The organism is Photobacterium sp. BZF1 (genome assembly GCF_014349205.1).
Taxonomy (GTDB): domain Bacteria; phylum Pseudomonadota; class Gammaproteobacteria; order Enterobacterales; family Vibrionaceae; genus Photobacterium.
Map to the genome: position 1 here is coordinate 22385 of NZ_JACSOF010000053.1, position 16431 is coordinate 38815.

The 16431-nt window shown below is 45.3% G+C and carries 16 protein-coding genes; 13 read left to right on the forward strand and 3 right to left on the reverse strand.

What is annotated here, in order from left to right; all coding sequences use genetic code 11:
* Positions 1-61: 61 nt before the first annotated feature.
* From BIZ37_RS13620 to BIZ37_RS13640, 5 genes are all read left to right on the forward strand, one after another.
* Positions 62-988 (forward strand): S9 family peptidase, encoded by a 927-nt coding sequence (locus BIZ37_RS13620; protein ID WP_187461969.1) that lies wholly within the window; start codon positions 62-64, stop codon positions 986-988.
* Positions 989-1320: 332 nt separating this feature from the next.
* Entirely contained in the window at positions 1321-2205 is an 885-nt protein-coding gene (locus tag BIZ37_RS13625; RefSeq protein WP_187461970.1) for an alpha/beta hydrolase, read from the forward strand.
* A 64-nt stretch (positions 2206-2269) separates the two neighbouring features.
* Entirely contained in the window at positions 2270-3106 is an 837-nt protein-coding gene (locus BIZ37_RS13630) for an oxidoreductase (protein ID WP_187461971.1), read from the forward strand.
* 28 nt (positions 3107-3134) lie between these two features.
* A complete protein-coding gene (locus BIZ37_RS13635) occupies positions 3135-3617 on the forward strand; it encodes an SRPBCC family protein (RefSeq protein WP_187461972.1) in 483 nt (160 codons plus the stop codon).
* Between the two features lie 30 nt (positions 3618-3647).
* Complete coding sequence (locus BIZ37_RS13640) at positions 3648-4559, forward strand: AraC family transcriptional regulator (protein ID WP_187461973.1); 912 nt, start codon at positions 3648-3650, stop codon at positions 4557-4559.
* A gap of 113 nt (positions 4560-4672) precedes the next feature.
* On the opposite strand, the gene BIZ37_RS13645 is transcribed toward BIZ37_RS13640, so the two are convergent.
* From BIZ37_RS13645 to BIZ37_RS13655, 3 genes are read right to left on the reverse strand one after another with little or no spacing between them, the layout of a single operon-like run.
* The gene (locus BIZ37_RS13645; RefSeq protein WP_187461974.1) at positions 4673-5176 is read right to left on the reverse strand and encodes a hypothetical protein; all 504 of its coding nucleotides are present in this window, start codon (positions 5174-5176) and stop codon (positions 4673-4675) included.
* 57 nt (positions 5177-5233) lie between these two features.
* Entirely contained in the window at positions 5234-6973 is a 1740-nt protein-coding gene (locus BIZ37_RS13650; protein ID WP_187461975.1) for a cobalt chelatase, read from the reverse strand.
* Positions 6970-7953 (reverse strand): AAA family ATPase, encoded by a 984-nt coding sequence (locus tag BIZ37_RS13655; protein ID WP_187461976.1) that lies wholly within the window; start codon positions 7951-7953, stop codon positions 6970-6972. The genes BIZ37_RS13650 and BIZ37_RS13655 overlap by 4 nt, the downstream gene beginning before the upstream one ends.
* Before the next feature lie 234 nt (positions 7954-8187).
* Here BIZ37_RS13655 and xsc point away from each other — a divergent pair, with 234 nt between their 5' ends.
* The 8 genes from xsc to BIZ37_RS13695 all read left to right on the forward strand — a co-directional run.
* Positions 8188-9999 carry a sulfoacetaldehyde acetyltransferase gene (xsc, locus tag BIZ37_RS13660; protein WP_187461977.1) on the forward strand — a complete coding sequence of 604 codons (1812 nt, stop codon included), beginning with the start codon at positions 8188-8190 and terminating at the stop codon, positions 9997-9999.
* 71 nt (positions 10000-10070) lie between these two features.
* Entirely contained in the window at positions 10071-11108 is a 1038-nt protein-coding gene (locus BIZ37_RS13665) for a YeiH family protein (protein WP_187461978.1), read from the forward strand.
* A gap of 15 nt (positions 11109-11123) precedes the next feature.
* The gene (locus tag BIZ37_RS13670; RefSeq protein ID WP_187461979.1) at positions 11124-12011 is read left to right on the forward strand and encodes an FRG domain-containing protein; all 888 of its coding nucleotides are present in this window, start codon (positions 11124-11126) and stop codon (positions 12009-12011) included.
* Between the two features lie 308 nt (positions 12012-12319).
* Positions 12320-12736: a nuclear transport factor 2 family protein gene (locus BIZ37_RS13675; RefSeq protein WP_187461980.1), complete on the forward strand. Its 417-nt coding sequence runs from the start codon at positions 12320-12322 to the stop codon at positions 12734-12736.
* Positions 12737-12785: 49 nt separating this feature from the next.
* Positions 12786-14249 (forward strand): FAD-binding oxidoreductase, encoded by a 1464-nt coding sequence (locus tag BIZ37_RS13680; RefSeq protein ID WP_187461981.1) that lies wholly within the window; start codon positions 12786-12788, stop codon positions 14247-14249.
* Between the two features lie 179 nt (positions 14250-14428).
* Entirely contained in the window at positions 14429-15427 is a 999-nt protein-coding gene (locus BIZ37_RS13685; RefSeq protein ID WP_187461982.1) for a TRAP transporter substrate-binding protein, read from the forward strand.
* 120 nt (positions 15428-15547) lie between these two features.
* Positions 15548-16141, forward strand: a complete 594-nt coding sequence (locus tag BIZ37_RS13690) for a TRAP transporter small permease (protein ID WP_187461983.1) — start codon at positions 15548-15550, stop codon at positions 16139-16141.
* 16 nt (positions 16142-16157) lie between these two features.
* Positions 16158-16431, forward strand: a 274-nt coding sequence (locus tag BIZ37_RS13695; RefSeq protein WP_187461984.1) for a TRAP transporter large permease subunit, incomplete at its 3' end; no start/stop codon positions are given.

The window sequence follows — 16431 nt, forward strand, 5'->3', positions numbered from 1 at the left end:
TAAATTCTAATTCATTGAAACTAATGCAATTAGAATAGGCTTAATCAGAAGGAACCTCAAAATGGATTCAAGCAACATTACACCAGAGCAACTCGCTACCGTTAAGTATTTAGCAGAATTTGCCGTAAGACCAATGTTCAGGACACCATTGTTTGTCAAACCTGAGGATTGGGGGATCGAGAGCTATGAAGATGTGTTCTTTCCATCCGCTGACGGAACCCCGCTGGAGGGGTGGTTGATGCGGGCAGAGAACTCCAATAAGTTGATTATCGCCAATCATCCCATGCCTATGTCCCGTGCCGGGTTCTGCGGTCATTTCGGTCAGCCTTGGAGTAATGTGGACGATATTAAAATCGATTTTGTCAAAATCTGGTCTCACCTAGTCAAAGCGGGGTACAACGTTCTTGCTTACGACTTACGTAACCATGGCACTAGCAGCACGGCAAACGGTGGGATTTGCGGCATTGGTCGTTATGAGTGGCGAGACTGTGTCGGGGCAAAGCAATACGTTGATAATCACCCGGAACTAGGTGTAATGGATGTTGCGCTCTACAGCCAATGTACTGGTGCCAATGCGCAGTTTGAGGCAATCAAAAAGCATCCGGCGTTGTTTGAAAATATAAAATGCATGCTTGCGCCACTTCCCGTTTCGATGGAAGCCCTAATGACCTCCTTTGCCAATCTGCAAGGGGTAGGGGATTATCTTGAGCTGATGGATTTCGAGCAAATTAAGTTTGGTGGTTACACCAACAAAGAGATGAACCCGCAGTTTTTCGCGGATGCAGTAAAAATGCCGGTGCTGATGACCCAAGTTAGGGATGATCTATGGACAGATAACCCGGCAGACGGCCAAAAGACCTTTGATCTGCTGGGCAGCACAGACAAAGAGCTGTTCTGGATAGAGGGCACAACGCGCCGTTTCGACGGGTACAACTACTTTGGCGAGAATCCACAGATGATGCTGGATTGGTTTGCTAAATATATTTAGTAAATGGCAAGACAGGGGCATCTAGGAAATCATTACACTGGTGATCTATTAAAAAAGGCCGCATTGAAAGTAAGTCAATGCGGCCTTATTCCTACTCAATGAAAACGCCTACTCAGGTATATTCAAATTCACTTCTAAGTACCATTCTGAATCCTCTCTATTTTATGAAGTAGATACTTATTGTTTTTTTTAATGCTTTATCGCAAGTTATGGATACTCTCTTATTCGTCGCTCGATATGTATACATCCTTCTGGGATATGTATACGTCCTCTGTAGCAAAGCCCCTTTATACTGAACCTGCCTTACAGCATCGCGTATAGAGGAGTGGGTTATGATCACCAAATACCTTGCAGATATGATGACTAAAAGCGGCCAGTCACCGGTATTCGAAACGCCTGAACATTATGGTTTGCAGTACCAAGACGTTACTTTTTCTACTTTGGACGGGGTAGAGCTTTCTGGTTGGTTAATCGAAGGGGGCTCAGACAAAGTCATCATCCAATCTCACTTTGGCGTACAGTGCAGTCGAGCAGGTTATACTCCTGATGGTAAAGGGATGATCAAGCTTTATAAGAAGAATATTCCTTTTTTAAGACAAGCCAAACATCTCGTTGAACAAGGCTACAGCGTGTTGATGTATGACTTGCGAAACCATGGTAATAGCGGGAAAGGTGTGAGTGAATACATTGCTTGGGGCTGCGAAGAATCACATGATGTTGTTGCTGCCGTCGAATACATAACAACACACCCGACTTATAAAAACAGCGATATTGGCTTACTTAGCATCTGCATGGGTACCAGTTCAACCGCTTTTGCATATGGCCTCGGACATGGGCTGCAAAGCTACCCAAACATCAAGGCTCTGATCTCGGTTCAACCCCTCCGTTATTTGGACTACATGAGTGCAATGGGGATACCTGACTTTCTCACCAAACGGGTAAACAAGTACAACATGAAGCGAGGTGGTGCAGACCTATCCGGTTCCTTTTTCGAATTTGTGCCGAACATCAAGATACCAACACTTGTTATTCAAAACAAAAATGACCCATGGACCAAGTTAACTGCGGTTAATGAATATTATCAGCTACTTGGTGGTGACAAAGAGATGATGATGCTGGATTTAGACAAGAACCGCGCAGCCGCATACGACTGGATGGGTGAGTATCCGCAACACCTCAGCGACTATTTTAATAAGCATATGCCGTCAGTTAGCTAATTTAGAGCTATCGAAAAGGCTGGTATAGCAGATCGAAATTAATACAAGAAACGGAACAACAAGCATGATTCAAGTAACCTCACCAAAAGTCATTTTGATCACAGGTGCATCCTCAGGGATGGGTAAAGACACAGCCCAAGACTTAATCAACCAAGGTCATATTGTATATTGCGCGGCACGGCGTATTGAAGAGATGGAAGATCTCAATGTTTTGGGCGGCAAGATTATAAAACTTGATATAGCGAATGATGATGACATTGTGCGTTGTGTCGACCAAATTATTGAAGAGCGTGGCCGTATCGATGTGCTATGGAACAATGCCGGATATGGCCTTTATGGTTCGGTAGAAGAAACAAGTATGGAAGATGCCAAATACCAGTTTGATGTCAATGTGTTTGGTCTTGCGCGCTTAACTCAGTTGGTCACGCCATATATGCGGGAAGCTAAGTCCGGCACCATTATCAATACTTCTTCCATTGGCGGCAAAATTTATGCACCAATGGGGGCTTGGTACCATGCAAGCAAACACGCCATTGAAGGCTTCACTGACTGTCTGAGGCTTGAACTGGAGCCCAAGGGAATCAACGTCGTGGTATTGGAGCCTGGCGCAATCAAAACCGAGTTCCCGGAGGTAATGTCCAAGCAAGTTCTTGGCAATTCTGGCAACGGGCCTTATCAAGATCTTGCAAAACGTGTTGCCAATTTAAGTTTGAAAGAGTCTGGAAAAGATGGGGCAGGTTCACCCACTTCTGTGATTTCCAAGGTTGTCCAAGAGATCATTTCTAGCTCCAAACCTAAAACACGTTATGCCGCTGGCAAATTCTCTACCACAACACTGTTGATGCGACGTTTTTTGAGCGATAGAGCGTTCGACAAAATTATTGATTTTATGGTGCGATAAATTCGACCCAAGTCTCTGGAGGTAAACCATGGCTATATTAAGCTCACAAGCCTTGCTGGCAGCCAGTATGTCTTTTAGTGCCATGCTTGGTTCAAAATCGGTACATACTGAAATAGTTATTCCGAGTGCGCCTGAAAAAGTGTGGCAAGTATTGGTTGATATCGAACGTTATCATGAGTGGAACCCTGCCATAACCCTAGTAGAAGGCTCTTTGGCTGTCGGCAACTCAGTCACTTATCGGTTTCAGGAAACTGACGAAAAAGCGGCCAATATTACCTCCAGAGTTCAAGCTATCGAGCCTACGACACACCTAAACCACAAAGGCGGGTATTGGGGGATCATAACTTTTGACCAACATTATCGCTTGGTACCTCATGAGTCAGGTACAAAGTTCACAGTTGATGAAAGCTATACGGGATTGTGGGTCAATTTCTGGGATCAAACCCATACCCAAAATCAGTATGAAAAAATGGCAAAGGCGCTTAAACAGCGCGTGCTAGATTTATACTAAGTGCATGAATATCAGAGTACTGGGCGAGCAATGTCAGACATTATCCATATCAAAGCTATCGATCAAATTCATCAATCGCTTGGTTTGCCGCCTCCTATGCATCCATTGGTATCGCTCATCCGGATAGATGAAAGAGTGACAGGCTATGAGTATGGTGATTTTACCTATGTGTATGATTTCTATCAGATAGCTTTAAAGTCTGGTATCAAGGGTGACATCACTTATGGACGTAATCATTATGATTACAGCCAAGGAAGCATGGTCTTCACTAAACCGGGTCAAGCACAAAAGTACACCAATACAGAAAGTGTTGAGGATGAAACTGGGTGGGCATTGTTATTTCACCCTGATCTGATCCGCCGTTCCGGGCTGGCTAACCAAATGGAAAGCTACTCTTTTTTCTCTTATGACACCCATGAAGCTTTGCATGTGTCAGAGCGAGAAAAGCGGATTTTGGGTGAGTTGGCTTGTCAGATAGAAGAAGAGTATAACCAGAATATAGATAAACATACCCAGAAGCTTATCGTCTCCAATATTGAGCTAATGCTAAATTACTGTACCCGATTTTATGAGCGCCAATTTATCATCCGACAAAATCACAACCTGGATTTGATGGAAAAAGTCGATGCTATTTTGCGAGATTACTTTGATTCGGAAAAGGTGCTAGAAAGTGGGTTACCGACAGTGAAATATCTGAGCCAGGTTATGTGTATGTCGAGTAATTATCTCAGTGATATGGTAAAAAATGCTACTGGAAGGAACGCTCAGCAATATATTCAGGACCATGTTATTGAGCGGATCAAAAACGCACTGCTAAGCACCAATATGCAAGTGAGCCAAATCGCTTACGGACTTGGCTTTGAGTACCCACAACATCTGTCAAAGTTGTTTAAAGCGAAAACAGGTATGACCCCAATCCAATACCGTAATTCTACTCATTGACACTATCTAGTAATTGGCAGTTCAGGTGGGGTGCCAGTCCGTGTAACTAAGCTAGTGGTTTACTGCCTTGGACCGTATTGCAATAATCAATGCGGTCCTGTCCTAAGCCTGCTCTATGGTAAGATGTTTTTTAAACTTTCTATCAACACCACTTCAGGTATATTCTCATTGTGTATTTGGAGATCAAAAGGAAACTGCTTATATTGCTCTGAGTAGAACTTGTTGTATGTCTGCGTAACAAATTCGCGAGATTTCGGAAAGTTCTGCCGCAAGCCTCTGGAATCTACTCGTGACAGAGACGTCTCCAATGAGACATCTACCCTAACGAACTTGTAGTCTATTGTAGGGTTCTCATAGTCAATGAGTATGTTTTCAAGTTCAGGGAAAACTAACTCAAAACAGACTTTTCGGTTTAAGGCAACTTGACTGTCGATATGCGCCTTCAATAGCTTCCAAGCCTGCTTTGAGTTTTTCCTATAGTTCTCCACACCCCCATAGTTTTCAATGAAGAACTCCTCTATGGAGATATATTGATATCCAAACTCTTTTTGGATCAGCTTTGCAATGTGTGACTTCCCTGAGCCATTGACACCAAATAGGATAATGACGTTATTCATACTAATAGATATCATTGAGAAAATAATGATTAAAGTACAGCTGTGCTTATATCCTGTCTACCTACTTTGCTTTTTAAGCAAGGCAATAATCTCATTAATGTTGTGTTGAATCGACGACTCATTAAAGTCCAAAGCCAGACTCTGTCGGTAATAGGGGCTGAGATCTAACCCTACACCTAGCCCTATAATTTCGACTTCCCGGTTTGCATGATATTGGGCTACGACTTGTTTGAGGTGGTTGTCCAAATAATACTTGTCGTTAGCGAGGTTGGTGGCGGTATCCATAGGGCAGCCATCGGATATGACAAGCAGCAGTTTTCTGGGCTCTTCTCGTTGGGTTAGTCGCTTGCAAGCCCATAACACGGCTTCGCCATCCATTCCTTCTTTGAATAAATCTGCTTTCAACAGTGCAGAAATATCTTTTCGGGTATGCCGCCAATGGCTTTCTGCTGGTTTGAATATGAGGTGGCAACTTTCATTTAATCGACCGGGAGAATCTGGTTTTCTTTGCTTGAGCCAGTCAGTATACGCTTTGCCGCCGTTCCAACTGTTTGTGGTAAAACCTAATACTTCACTGCTGATACCGGCATGGCCGAGTGCTTTGACCATGGTATCTATCAACATAGCGATAGAGTTTATGTGTTCGCGCATTGACCCTGAGCAGTCGATGAGAAAGCTGACAATACTATTTGGCATAGGGCGATAGTATTCGTGACAAAAGATGCGGCGTTCATTGGGGGAGCTGACTAATTGGCTTAGCCTTCTGCCGTCTATATACCCGTCTTCTTCGCCATATAGCCAACCGTCACGCTGGGGAGAAGACAGCAAGGCTGAAAGTTGCCTTGATAGCTGTTTGATATTTATCCCTTGTTGCTGGATACGCTCATCAAGTTCTTCACGTAAAGTAACGAGTAATGCTTTACGAACCAGTTTCGATGCATGTACTTCGCGATCGTATTGGGTAGTAAAGATCTGGTAAGTGCCGTGACTGTTATTAAACACCTTGCTGTGGCCACTTTGTGCAATCGCCATCGGTATTTCTTCACCCTGATCGAAATTGAGCAAAAATGACAGTGCAGATTCTGCCTTATCGAGCTGTGACTCAGTTATCGAGTCAGTTTGGCTTTGCTCAGCTTCAATCATTTTGCTAATAGCTGAACCTAGCCAAATGGCATGATGAGCATAGGCCTGTTGGTTACGGCGATGTCGTCTTAACCCGGTTAAATCCCCACCAATTATCGGAACAATACCTGCTCGTGTAGCTTCGATGAAATCTTCTAAAGACTCATCGATAGCCTGGGCATGTAGCCGCGAGCGGACAATCTGCACTACGGTAAACAACAACAGGCCGATATGGGTATCCGCTAAACCGGAATGATAAAACTGTCTCGACCATTCGGCGAAGTTATGCTCAATATTGGCGCAAAGACCGGGTAGGTTTTCGTTTATATGATCCTCACACAAGTAACTTTCGCATCTTAATTGCTCCAAGGCTTCAAAAATCAGTCGTGTGATGGGGTCGTCAGGTATTAATTGACGATGGAGTTTTGAATCTGAATAGCGTAAACGTAGTGATATCGCATCGATCTTGCCGCGTTGCTCTCTATTGTTGCCTTCAACGAGTGCTAGGGTATTTCGAAGGTGGGCGGCGTAAACGGGAATATGTTCATTGTCCACATAGAGAGACTCCCCGCGATAATGAAGCGCTAATTCCTCACTCAAAGCTCTGCCAGAAGCTTCAAGCAATTGCTGGTGTTTCTGTCGTTCTCGTTGATTAGTTGACGGGGCCGATTTCATTGTGAGGCTCCTGCATGAACGAGCCAAGACTCATCGAGTTCTTGATTGAAACAGCGCTGATAATATTCGCCGATGATAGGGCGCTCGAAATCATCACATTTATTGAGAAACGACAAACGGAAGGCGAGGGCAGGACTGTTAAAAATTTCACAGTTCTCTGCCCAAGTGATAACAGTACGAGGAGACATCAAGGTAGAGAGATCGCCAGCAGCGAAACCTTTTCGAGTAAGGCCTGCCATAGTAACCATCTGGTTGATTAATTTTCTTCCACTCTCACTGTCTTTGCCGGGCACGCGAGATAAAACAATGGCCGCTTCTTCTTCCGGAGGTAGGTAATTTAGTGTGGCGACGATATTCCAACGGTCAATTTGGGCGTGGTTTAGGGTTTGGGTGCCATGATAAAGGCCTGACAGGTTGCCGAGACCAACGGTGTTGGAGGTAGCGAATAACCGAAAGGCGCTGTGCGGGTGAATGACTTTGTTTTGGTCGAGTAAAGTGAACTTACCATCTCTCTCCAAGATCCTTTGGATCACGAACATGACATCGGGCCTTCCAGCATCGTATTCATCAAAGATAAGTGCGACGGGGCGTTGCAGTGACCAAGGAACAATCCCTTCTTGGAATTCGGTCACTTGCTTACCATCCCTGATCACAATGGTATCTTTGCCGACCAAATCCAACCGGCTTAGGTGACCATCTAAATTAACCCTGACACAAGGCCAATTGAGTCGGGCTGCTACTTGTTCGATGTGGGTTGATTTTCCTGTTCCGTGCATGCCTTGGATCATGGTTCTGCGGTCTTGGGCAAAACCGGCCAAAATCGCCAGAGTGACTTCGGGGTTAAATCGATAGGCGTGATCGATTTCCGGTACGTGATCATCACGGGTGCTAAAAGCAGGCACGCGTAAATCGGTTTCGATTCCAAATACTTCCCTGACAGAAACCATCATATCGGGTTTGGTTATCTCAAAATCCACCATATCACTTCCTTTATCTCTACGTATTGGCATCTCATTGTTTGCCACGATAAGACATTTCGAAACCACCTAATGATGAAATTGATGCTCCTGTATCAAAAAATGGAATAAATCGTATCAATTGTTAATTTTTTGTTGACGGTTAAATTGCGAGCGTCTAGTGTTTACATGAATTCGAAATATCGAGACGAAATGTTTCATTAAGTTGGAATGTCCATCATCAAGGAGATACAAAGAATGAGCGAACAAGATGCACGTACAGTTGTAACTGGCCCAACAAAAATGACCCCATCAGAAGCCTTTGTTGAAACTATGGTTGCCAATGGGGTGACAGATATGTTCGGCATTATGGGCTCAGCCTTTATGGATGCGATGGACATATTCGCGCCAGCCGGTATTCGATTGATCCCTGTGGTGCATGAGCAGGGTGCGGCGCATATGGCAGATGGCTTTTCGCGTGTGTCGGGTAACCACGGTGTGGTTATCGGTCAGAATGGACCAGGTATCAGTAACTGTGTAACCGCTATTGCAGCAGCTTATTGGGCGCACAGTCCGGTTGTTATTGTGACGCCGGAAACAGGCACGACGACAATGGGGTTGGGTGGGTTCCAAGAATGTAATCAGTTACCAATGTTCCAGGAGTTCACTAAATACCAAGGTCATGTGACACACCCTTCACGCATGGCGGAATATACGGGGCGCTGTTTTGATCGTGCTATGAGTGAAATGGGCCCAACCCAGCTAAACATCCCGCGTGACTACTTCTATGGTGAAATCAATTGTGAAATTCCAAAACCTGCCCGTCTTGACCGTGGACCAGGTGGTGATCAGAGTCTAAATGATGCCGCTGATCTTCTTGCCGAAGCTAAATTCCCGGTCATTATTTCCGGTGGCGGTGTAGTAATGGCCGATGCCGTGGAAGAGTGTAAAGCACTGGCTGAGCGACTGGGCGCACCAGTGGTGAACAGTTACTTGCATAATGACTCGTTCCCAGCAAGCCATCCTCTATGGTGTGGTCCTCTGGGCTATCAAGGTTCGAAAGCGGCCATGAAGCTGATCTCGCAAGCAGATGTGGTGATTGCTCTGGGTTCACGCCTTGGTCCATTTGGCACTCTACCGCAGCATGGCATGGAATACTGGCCGAAAGATGCCAAGATTATTCAAATCGACGCCGACCACAAGATGCTTGGTTTGGTGAAGAAGATCTCGGTTGGTATTTGTGGAGATGCCAAGGCATCAGCCGTTGCACTGGCAGAGCGCCTTGAAGGCCGAAGCCTAGCATGTGATGCGACCAAAGATGAGCGTTTCAACAAGGTTCAAGCAGAGAAAGAAGTTTGGGAAAAAGAGCTCGATGAGTGGACCCATGAGCGCGACCCATTCAGCTTGGATATGATTGAGCAAAATGCGCAGGAAAAACCATTCTCAGGCGGCGAATACTTGCACCCGCGTCAGGTACTGCGTGAACTTGAAAAAGCCATGCCTGAAGATGTGATGGTGTCGACCGATATCGGCAATATCAATTCGATTGCTAATAGTTACTTGCGCTTTGAAAAACCACGTAGCTTCTTTGCAGCCATGAGCTTTGGTAACTGCGGCTACGCTTTCCCAACCATTATCGGGGCCAAAGTTGCCGCACCGCATCGTCCCGCCATTTCTTATGCCGGTGATGGTGCATGGGGGATGAGTTTGATGGAAACCATGACTTGTGTACGCCATAACATTCCGGTGACGGCAGTAGTCTTCCACAACCGACAGTGGGGGGCCGAGAAAAAGAACCAAGTTGATTTCTACAACCGCCGCTTTGTTGCTGGTGAACTGGATAATCAGAGCTTTGCGGAAATCGGACGTGCCATGGGCGCGGAAGGTATTACGGTAGACCGTTTGGAAGATGTTGGCCCGGCCCTGCAAAAAGCTATCGATATGCAGATGAACGAAGGCAAGACCACCATTATCGAAATTATGTGTACCCAAGAACTGGGCGACCCGTTCCGCCGCGACGCACTATCGAAGCCAGTGCGTTTCCTCGACAAGTATAAAGACTACGTGTAATTGCGAGTCAATTTGGAGCCTGACCAGCAGTAGGAGTTGGGCTTACTTTATACCTGACGTGGAGGTGCCACATGACCGAACGTGCGTTAAAGCTTCCAAAGCCTTTGCTGTCCGGTTTGAATGAGTTTGTTCCAGGTTTATTGTTGTGCGTTGTAATTGCTGCTGCTGCATCGTTTGTCTCGGCCCAATATGGAGGACCTACCTTTCTCTACGCGCTGTTAATTGGTATCTCGTTCCACTTTTTATCGGATAACCCTAAATGCCAGCCTGGTATTGAAGTGTCGGCAAAGAAGTTGGTACGAGTGGGGGTGGCATTGCTAGGCGTTCGAATTGCCATCAGTGATGTACACGCTATTGGCGCGCTGGGAGTGACAGCGTTGGCGGGTGCCGTAGTGCTGACGATTGGCTTTAGTTTGTTGTTGGCGAAACTACTTCGTTTGCCGTCGATGCTCGGGATTTTATCGGGCGGTGCTACGGGGATATGTGGGATTTCGGCTGCAATGGCAATCTCTTCGACCTTGCCACAGAACCGGGAAAATGAGCATTACACCTTGTTAACGGCCATTGGCGTGGCAGCGCTTTCAACTATCGCTATGGTGCTTTATCCGCTGGTGGTTTCTGTACTTGAACTAAGCCGCTCAGAAGCTGGACTTTTTCTCGGTGGTTCTATTCACGATGTTGCCCAGGTCGTAGGGGCAGGATTTATGATTTCACCAGAAGTTGGGGACTCTGCAACGCTAGCCAAGATGTTTAGGGTCGCATTGTTAATGCCGGTCGTGGTGGTGTTTGCCTTTTGGTTCCGCTCAGCAAGGCAGGCGAGTGGCAGTAATAAAGCAGGCAAGCAACCACTGGTTCCATTTTTCTTATTGGTATTTATCGGGCTAGTTATTGTCAACAGCCTTGGCTGGATACCGCCTGTTGCCGTTGAAATGAGTTCAGATATTTCCAAGTGGTGTTTGGTTATCTCAATAGCAGCCCTAGGGGTAAAAACCTCATTTGAGAAACTGTCTGAACTGGGCTGGAAACCGATAGCACTGCTAATGGGAAATGCACTGTTTATTGCCACATACATGTTAGTTGTTGTGTATCTGGGGCGAATGATTTTTTAAATATGGAGAAAGAAAATGAATTCTCTGCCTTATATTGGTTCTGTTACCAAATACCTCACGCTTATTGATGAATTAACACAAGATGGAGAGCTTCTCTTATTCAGGGGGCAGCCAAATAAACGAAAATCACTGCTTCCTTCCATCGCACGGGGGGCTGAAAATATCTCCACGATTGGCCAAGAGAAAGACATGCTCGATTGTTTCTATCGCTTGGGAAAAAATAAACTCAGGATTCAAAAAAACGACTACTGGCATATTATGTCTGAAGCCCACCATCACGGGTTAAAGACAAGACTGCTGGACTGGACAAGTAACCCTTTGGTTGCACTGTGGTTTGCCTGCCAATCACCAGGTAACCAGCCCCATGTTTATGTGTTGAAAGCCAATGCAAGAAAGCAACAAGTTATGGCTGGGGACCCGTATGAAATTACTGAGACAAAAGTCTTTCAACCACCTGTTGAATACGCAAGGGTTAAGGCGCAAAGTAATTGGTACAGCTTGCACCCTTCGGTGAATAATCAAAATTCCAACAAGCGTTTCACGCCGTTTGAAATAGAAGCGGGTGAAAGTGATGAGTTATATGAGATCCCTATTTTCTCCGAAGTAAAAGAAAACCTGCTGTTGGAGTTGGATAAGTGCGGAATTAATGAACAATTGATTTACCCAGATCTCACGGGGTTATGCCTGCATATCAATAAGCTTTTCGAACAAGCTCCCGTTGAAAGTAAAGAGAACGCTGTTGGTGGAGGGAGTTCCACCGACTCCCTGCTTGAAACCAATTTGTTTGATTACCAACAAGGTGAAGCCTTGGATGATTCCCTTCATGCTCTGAACCAGAGGGATATCAAAGGCGGGTTCCAGCAATACCGCCATACCTATACCAGTGACTTTGATTTTGATTGATCATCGTCTCCTTTTGTTGATGTAACTCACGTTTATTGATTTTTGAAATAAATCATCTCAATTTTTGAAATTTAACGTTGACTGAGATAAGGTCGACAACTAGCTTTAGGTTAACGAATTGTTAAGTTGGCTGGATTGATTAAAAGCGAAAATTGAAATTACTCTTTGAAGATTAGCCAGCTAACGCCAAGTCTCGAAATTGAGAATATGATTTGACGGTATGTTAGTAGGGGTATATGTTAACCAAAATTTAACATTGTGGCTGGTGAAATTGTCTGTTTCATGTATAAAACGATAAGGATATAACAATGAATACTCAGTCTGTAGAAAAGCAACGCGATGAAGTCAGCATCGAATTTTTACAAGCATTCAGCCAAGCATGGAATAACCATGATATTGATGCCCTGATGACATTTGTGACGGATGATTGCACGTTCCATACAGCTGCAGGCCCTGAGCTTCAAGGTAATACTTTCAACGGTAGGGACGCGGTAAAAGAGAGTTTTCAGCAAGTCTGGAAAAACTTCCCAGATGCCGCTTGGCTCGATGGAGTTCACTTTGTCAGTGGCGATCGAGCTGTCTCGGAGTCGACTTTCTGTGCCACAAAACCTGATGGCAGCCGTATCGAAGCACGAATGGTTGATGTCTTCACTCTTGTCGATGGCAAGATTCAAGTAAAAAATGCCTTCCGCAAAGACCGTCCTTCTTTCTTTAATTCCAATTAAGACCCTGAGTTGAACCTAATTAAGATTTAACATGGCCAAGGAGCTTGAAATGGATTCAACAGTAGAGAAAGAAAGGGTAGTACTCGATAAATCAAGCAATAAGCAATCAGAACAAACAACAGCAGCAAAAGAGCAATATGATCCAGCCTATGATCCACTGATCGCCAATACACCGGGTCATGGTACAGAATATGCTCCCACTTACTGGGTAGGAACAGCGGGAGAGCCGCCAGCCGATGACGGACCAATCCTTAGTGATGTGGATGTCGATGTGGCGATTATCGGCTCGGGTTATACAGGCTTATCAACGGCGATTCACCTGGCAGAGCAGTACGGTATCAAGGCGACAGTCCTTGAGGCAAATAGAGCAAGTTGGGGGTGCAGTACGCGCAATGGTGGACAGGCACAATGTGCATCCGGGCGTTTAAAACGCTCACAATGGATAAAGCGCTGGGGTTTAGATACTGCAATTCGTATGCACGAAGAATGTTTGGATGGTATGGAAACATTCAAGGGTCTGATTAAGGATATCGACTGTGAACCTCAGCCCGGTGGTCACTTGTATGTTGCTCATCGTGCTAAGGTGATGCCGACGCTGGAAAAAGAAGCAAAGTTACTGCGTCAAACCTTCAACTATGACGCGCAAATCCTTGATGCTGATACTGTGAAAAAGCAGCTTGTCGGTGATCAGGAAGCCGCTGGCGCAATGCATGAGCCAGAAGGGATTGGAATCCATGCAGGTAAACTGGCTTTCGGTTACCTAAAGAAAGCCAGGGCATTAGGGGCGACGGTTCATCCAGCAAGTCCGGTTATTGGTTGGGAAACACGCAATGGTATTCACTACCTAAAAACCCCTGGCGGTATAGTGAAAGCAAGGGCGGTCGGAGTGGCAACGGGGGGGTATACCTCGCAAGGTTTACATAGCCAATTAAAAAACCGCTTATTACCTATATTGTCGAACTCTATGGTCACACGCCCACTGACTGAGTCAGAGATAGCAGCGTGTAACTTCCGAACCAATCAGGTCATTACTGATACACGTGTGTTACGCCACTACTACCGCTTACTACCTGATAACCGGGTTCAAATTGGAACACGCAGTGCGATTACTGGCAAAGCGGCACCCGAAAAAATATATGAAGATATGCTGAAAGCAGATTTGGCGAGAAAGTTTCCAGCTTTGGCAAACATCCAAGTCGATTATTCCTGGTGGGGATGGGTGGATGTTAGCCACGATATGATGCCTAGGATCTATCAGCCGAACGCAAACCAATCGATATATTACGCATTGGGTTACGGTGGCAATGGTGTGATGTATTCTGCGCAGGCGGGTAAGCGTTTGGCGCAATGGATTGCCGGTGAAGGTAAAGATCTTAACCTACCTATTTTTCAGTCTAAATTGCCATTTCCCAATATTCAGGAGATGGTTGAGTCCGAAGCTTTTGCCCCATTCAGGCGCTTTGGACAGCGGTTCTTATATCGATGGTACCACCTTAAAGACGAAGTGCTTTAACCCCTTTCAAGCTATGCAAAATAGTTGAATTACTTGCAATACAAAGAACTACACAACAGAGCTGTACGAAAAAGCAATACAACAAAGACACAACACGACCAGGATGTCTCAGTACGTTGTACCGTGGTCACCTTTATCTATAACGCGAATAATGCGAAACAAAATAAAAGGTCACGACTATGAAATTCCAGAAAAAGAAAATTGTTAGTCTAATTGCTGCTGTCTCTATGGCATTTGCATCATCCGGTGTATTTGCAAAAAACTTTAAAATGGCTATCGGTGATGCAGCTGGTGGTACACAGTGGGAGTTAGGTACAACATTTAGCCAATTACTGGATGAAAAAACCAATGGGGAAGTGAAAGTCGATTTGTTCCCAAATGGTCAATTGGGTAATGAACAAGATACGGTCAACAATGCAGCCATTGGTTTATTGGACTTTTCGATTCTGGCAATTAATAACGTGACACCGTTTTCCCCGACGGTTGGCCTGCTCACTATGCCTTATGTGATTCAAAGTGCCGACGAAGCGAAACTGCTGACACAGGGGGAAGTGGGCCAGGAGTTGGTAGACAACACCATTCGTGATGCAGGTGTCAGGATTATCGGCTGGGCGTATTCAGGCTTCCGCGTACTGACCAATTCAAAACGCCCTGTTGCCTCACCGGAAGATCTGAAAGGGCTGGTTATTCGTGTTCCGCGAAATGAAATCATGATTGCCTCTTATCAGGCATGGGGGGTGAATCCAACCCCGATGGCTTGGTCAGAAACCTTCACCGGTCTTCAACAGGGAGTAGTCGATGGACAGGATAATCCTTATATTACTGTTTATGCGATGAAATTCGATGAAGTTCAGAAATATGTCACCAATATTCGCTACATCTTCTCGCTAGAACCTCTTATCGTGAGTGAATCGGTATTCCAGCAACAATCTCCAGAAATGCAGGCTAATATTCTGGCGGCAGGCAAGGAAGCGACCGAGCACAGTTTCACTTATCTGCAGAATACAGAAGATAAGATCCGTAAAGATCTAGAGTCCAAAGGAATGGTCTTTACCGATCCTGCCAACGACGAGAAAGAGTGGATTGAAAAAGTGACCCAAAGTGTCTGGCCTAAGTTCTACACCAGTATTGGCGGCAAAGAAAAACTAGATAACACACTGAAGCTATTAGGACGTTAATTTAGTGAATTACTCATGCTTTGCTTTGTTCTCGATGTCCTTGAGTATTGGTGCAGAGCATGAGTCCATTTTCCCCTGATGTATACCAAGAATAAGGATCAGGGATACGCCGGAGGCTTTATGTCTGTTATCCATACTATAAAAAAGCACCTGAATAATATTGAAGAATACACCTGTTGCTTATTATTGGCTTTATTTGTCTTGTTGTTGTTCGCGCAGATCTTGTTGCGCCAGTTTTTCCAATACTCAATTCCTTGGGGGGATGAAGTTGCCACATACATGTTTGTCTGGTTTGCCTATTTGGGGGCGGTAGTCGCTGCAAAGATGTCTGCACACAACCGGGTAAGTTTTCACTTTAAGTTTTTCCCTCCGATTGTAAAAACCGTATGCGAAACCATTGCTGACCTGCTTTGGGTGTTATTCAACGGCTATTTCGTCTATCTCAGCTACGATTTCGTCTTTAACAAGATGAACCTGTTCTGGAAGTCGCAGACAACGGGTATCCCTATGAAGTATTTCTACATGATCCTGCCGATCGCTTTTACTTTGATGACGATCCGGATCCTGTGGAATAACTACGAACGCTTGTTCAAAGGGGTTGAAGCCATTGACCCGGATGCCAAAGAAATCAAGAAAATTCAGAAGCTGCAAGTTCAGAATCAACAGCATCAGGTTCAAAAGCCGGATTATCAAATCCAGAAGACAGCAGGCTAGAGGATAGGGGCCATTCATGGAAGGATATCTTACTCTCATATTATTTGGTGGCTTTTTGGTGATGCTGATATTGGGCGCACCAATCACCGTGTCACTGGCAGGGGCCTCGATGGCTGCCTACCTTGTGTTGGACAAAAATCCGATTGCCTTGGTGCAAATCGCATTTACTTCTGTGGGTAATTTCCCGTTAATGGCTCTGCCAGCTTTTGTACTGGCGGGGGCCTTGATGGAAGCGGCAGGTATTTCAAAACGGCTTGTAGATATTGCCGAGAGCCTCGCCGGGCCTGTTA

Excerpts from the sequence above, each read along its gene's own strand:
- BIZ37_RS13620 (WP_187461969.1), top strand. The coding sequence starts at position 62 with ATGGATTCAAGCAACATTACACCAGAGCAACTCGCTACCGTTAAGTAT.
- BIZ37_RS13625 (WP_187461970.1), top strand. The coding sequence starts at position 1,321 with ATGATCACCAAATACCTTGCAGATATGATGACTAAAAGCGGCCAGTCA.
- BIZ37_RS13630 (WP_187461971.1), top strand. The coding sequence starts at position 2,270 with ATGATTCAAGTAACCTCACCAAAAGTCATTTTGATCACAGGTGCATCC.
- BIZ37_RS13635 (WP_187461972.1), top strand. The coding sequence starts at position 3,135 with ATGGCTATATTAAGCTCACAAGCCTTGCTGGCAGCCAGTATGTCTTTT.
- BIZ37_RS13640 (WP_187461973.1), top strand. The coding sequence starts at position 3,648 with ATGTCAGACATTATCCATATCAAAGCTATCGATCAAATTCATCAATCG.
- BIZ37_RS13645 (WP_187461974.1), bottom strand. The coding sequence starts at position 5,176 with ATGAATAACGTCATTATCCTATTTGGTGTCAATGGCTCAGGGAAGTCA.
- BIZ37_RS13650 (WP_187461975.1), bottom strand. The coding sequence starts at position 6,973 with ATGAAATCGGCCCCGTCAACTAATCAACGAGAACGACAGAAACACCAG.
- BIZ37_RS13655 (WP_187461976.1), bottom strand. The coding sequence starts at position 7,953 with ATGGTGGATTTTGAGATAACCAAACCCGATATGATGGTTTCTGTCAGG.
- xsc (WP_187461977.1), top strand. The coding sequence starts at position 8,188 with ATGAGCGAACAAGATGCACGTACAGTTGTAACTGGCCCAACAAAAATG.
- BIZ37_RS13665 (WP_187461978.1), top strand. The coding sequence starts at position 10,071 with ATGACCGAACGTGCGTTAAAGCTTCCAAAGCCTTTGCTGTCCGGTTTG.
- BIZ37_RS13670 (WP_187461979.1), top strand. The coding sequence starts at position 11,124 with ATGAATTCTCTGCCTTATATTGGTTCTGTTACCAAATACCTCACGCTT.
- BIZ37_RS13675 (WP_187461980.1), top strand. The coding sequence starts at position 12,320 with ATGAATACTCAGTCTGTAGAAAAGCAACGCGATGAAGTCAGCATCGAA.
- BIZ37_RS13680 (WP_187461981.1), top strand. The coding sequence starts at position 12,786 with ATGGATTCAACAGTAGAGAAAGAAAGGGTAGTACTCGATAAATCAAGC.
- BIZ37_RS13685 (WP_187461982.1), top strand. The coding sequence starts at position 14,429 with ATGAAATTCCAGAAAAAGAAAATTGTTAGTCTAATTGCTGCTGTCTCT.
- BIZ37_RS13690 (WP_187461983.1), top strand. The coding sequence starts at position 15,548 with ATGTCTGTTATCCATACTATAAAAAAGCACCTGAATAATATTGAAGAA.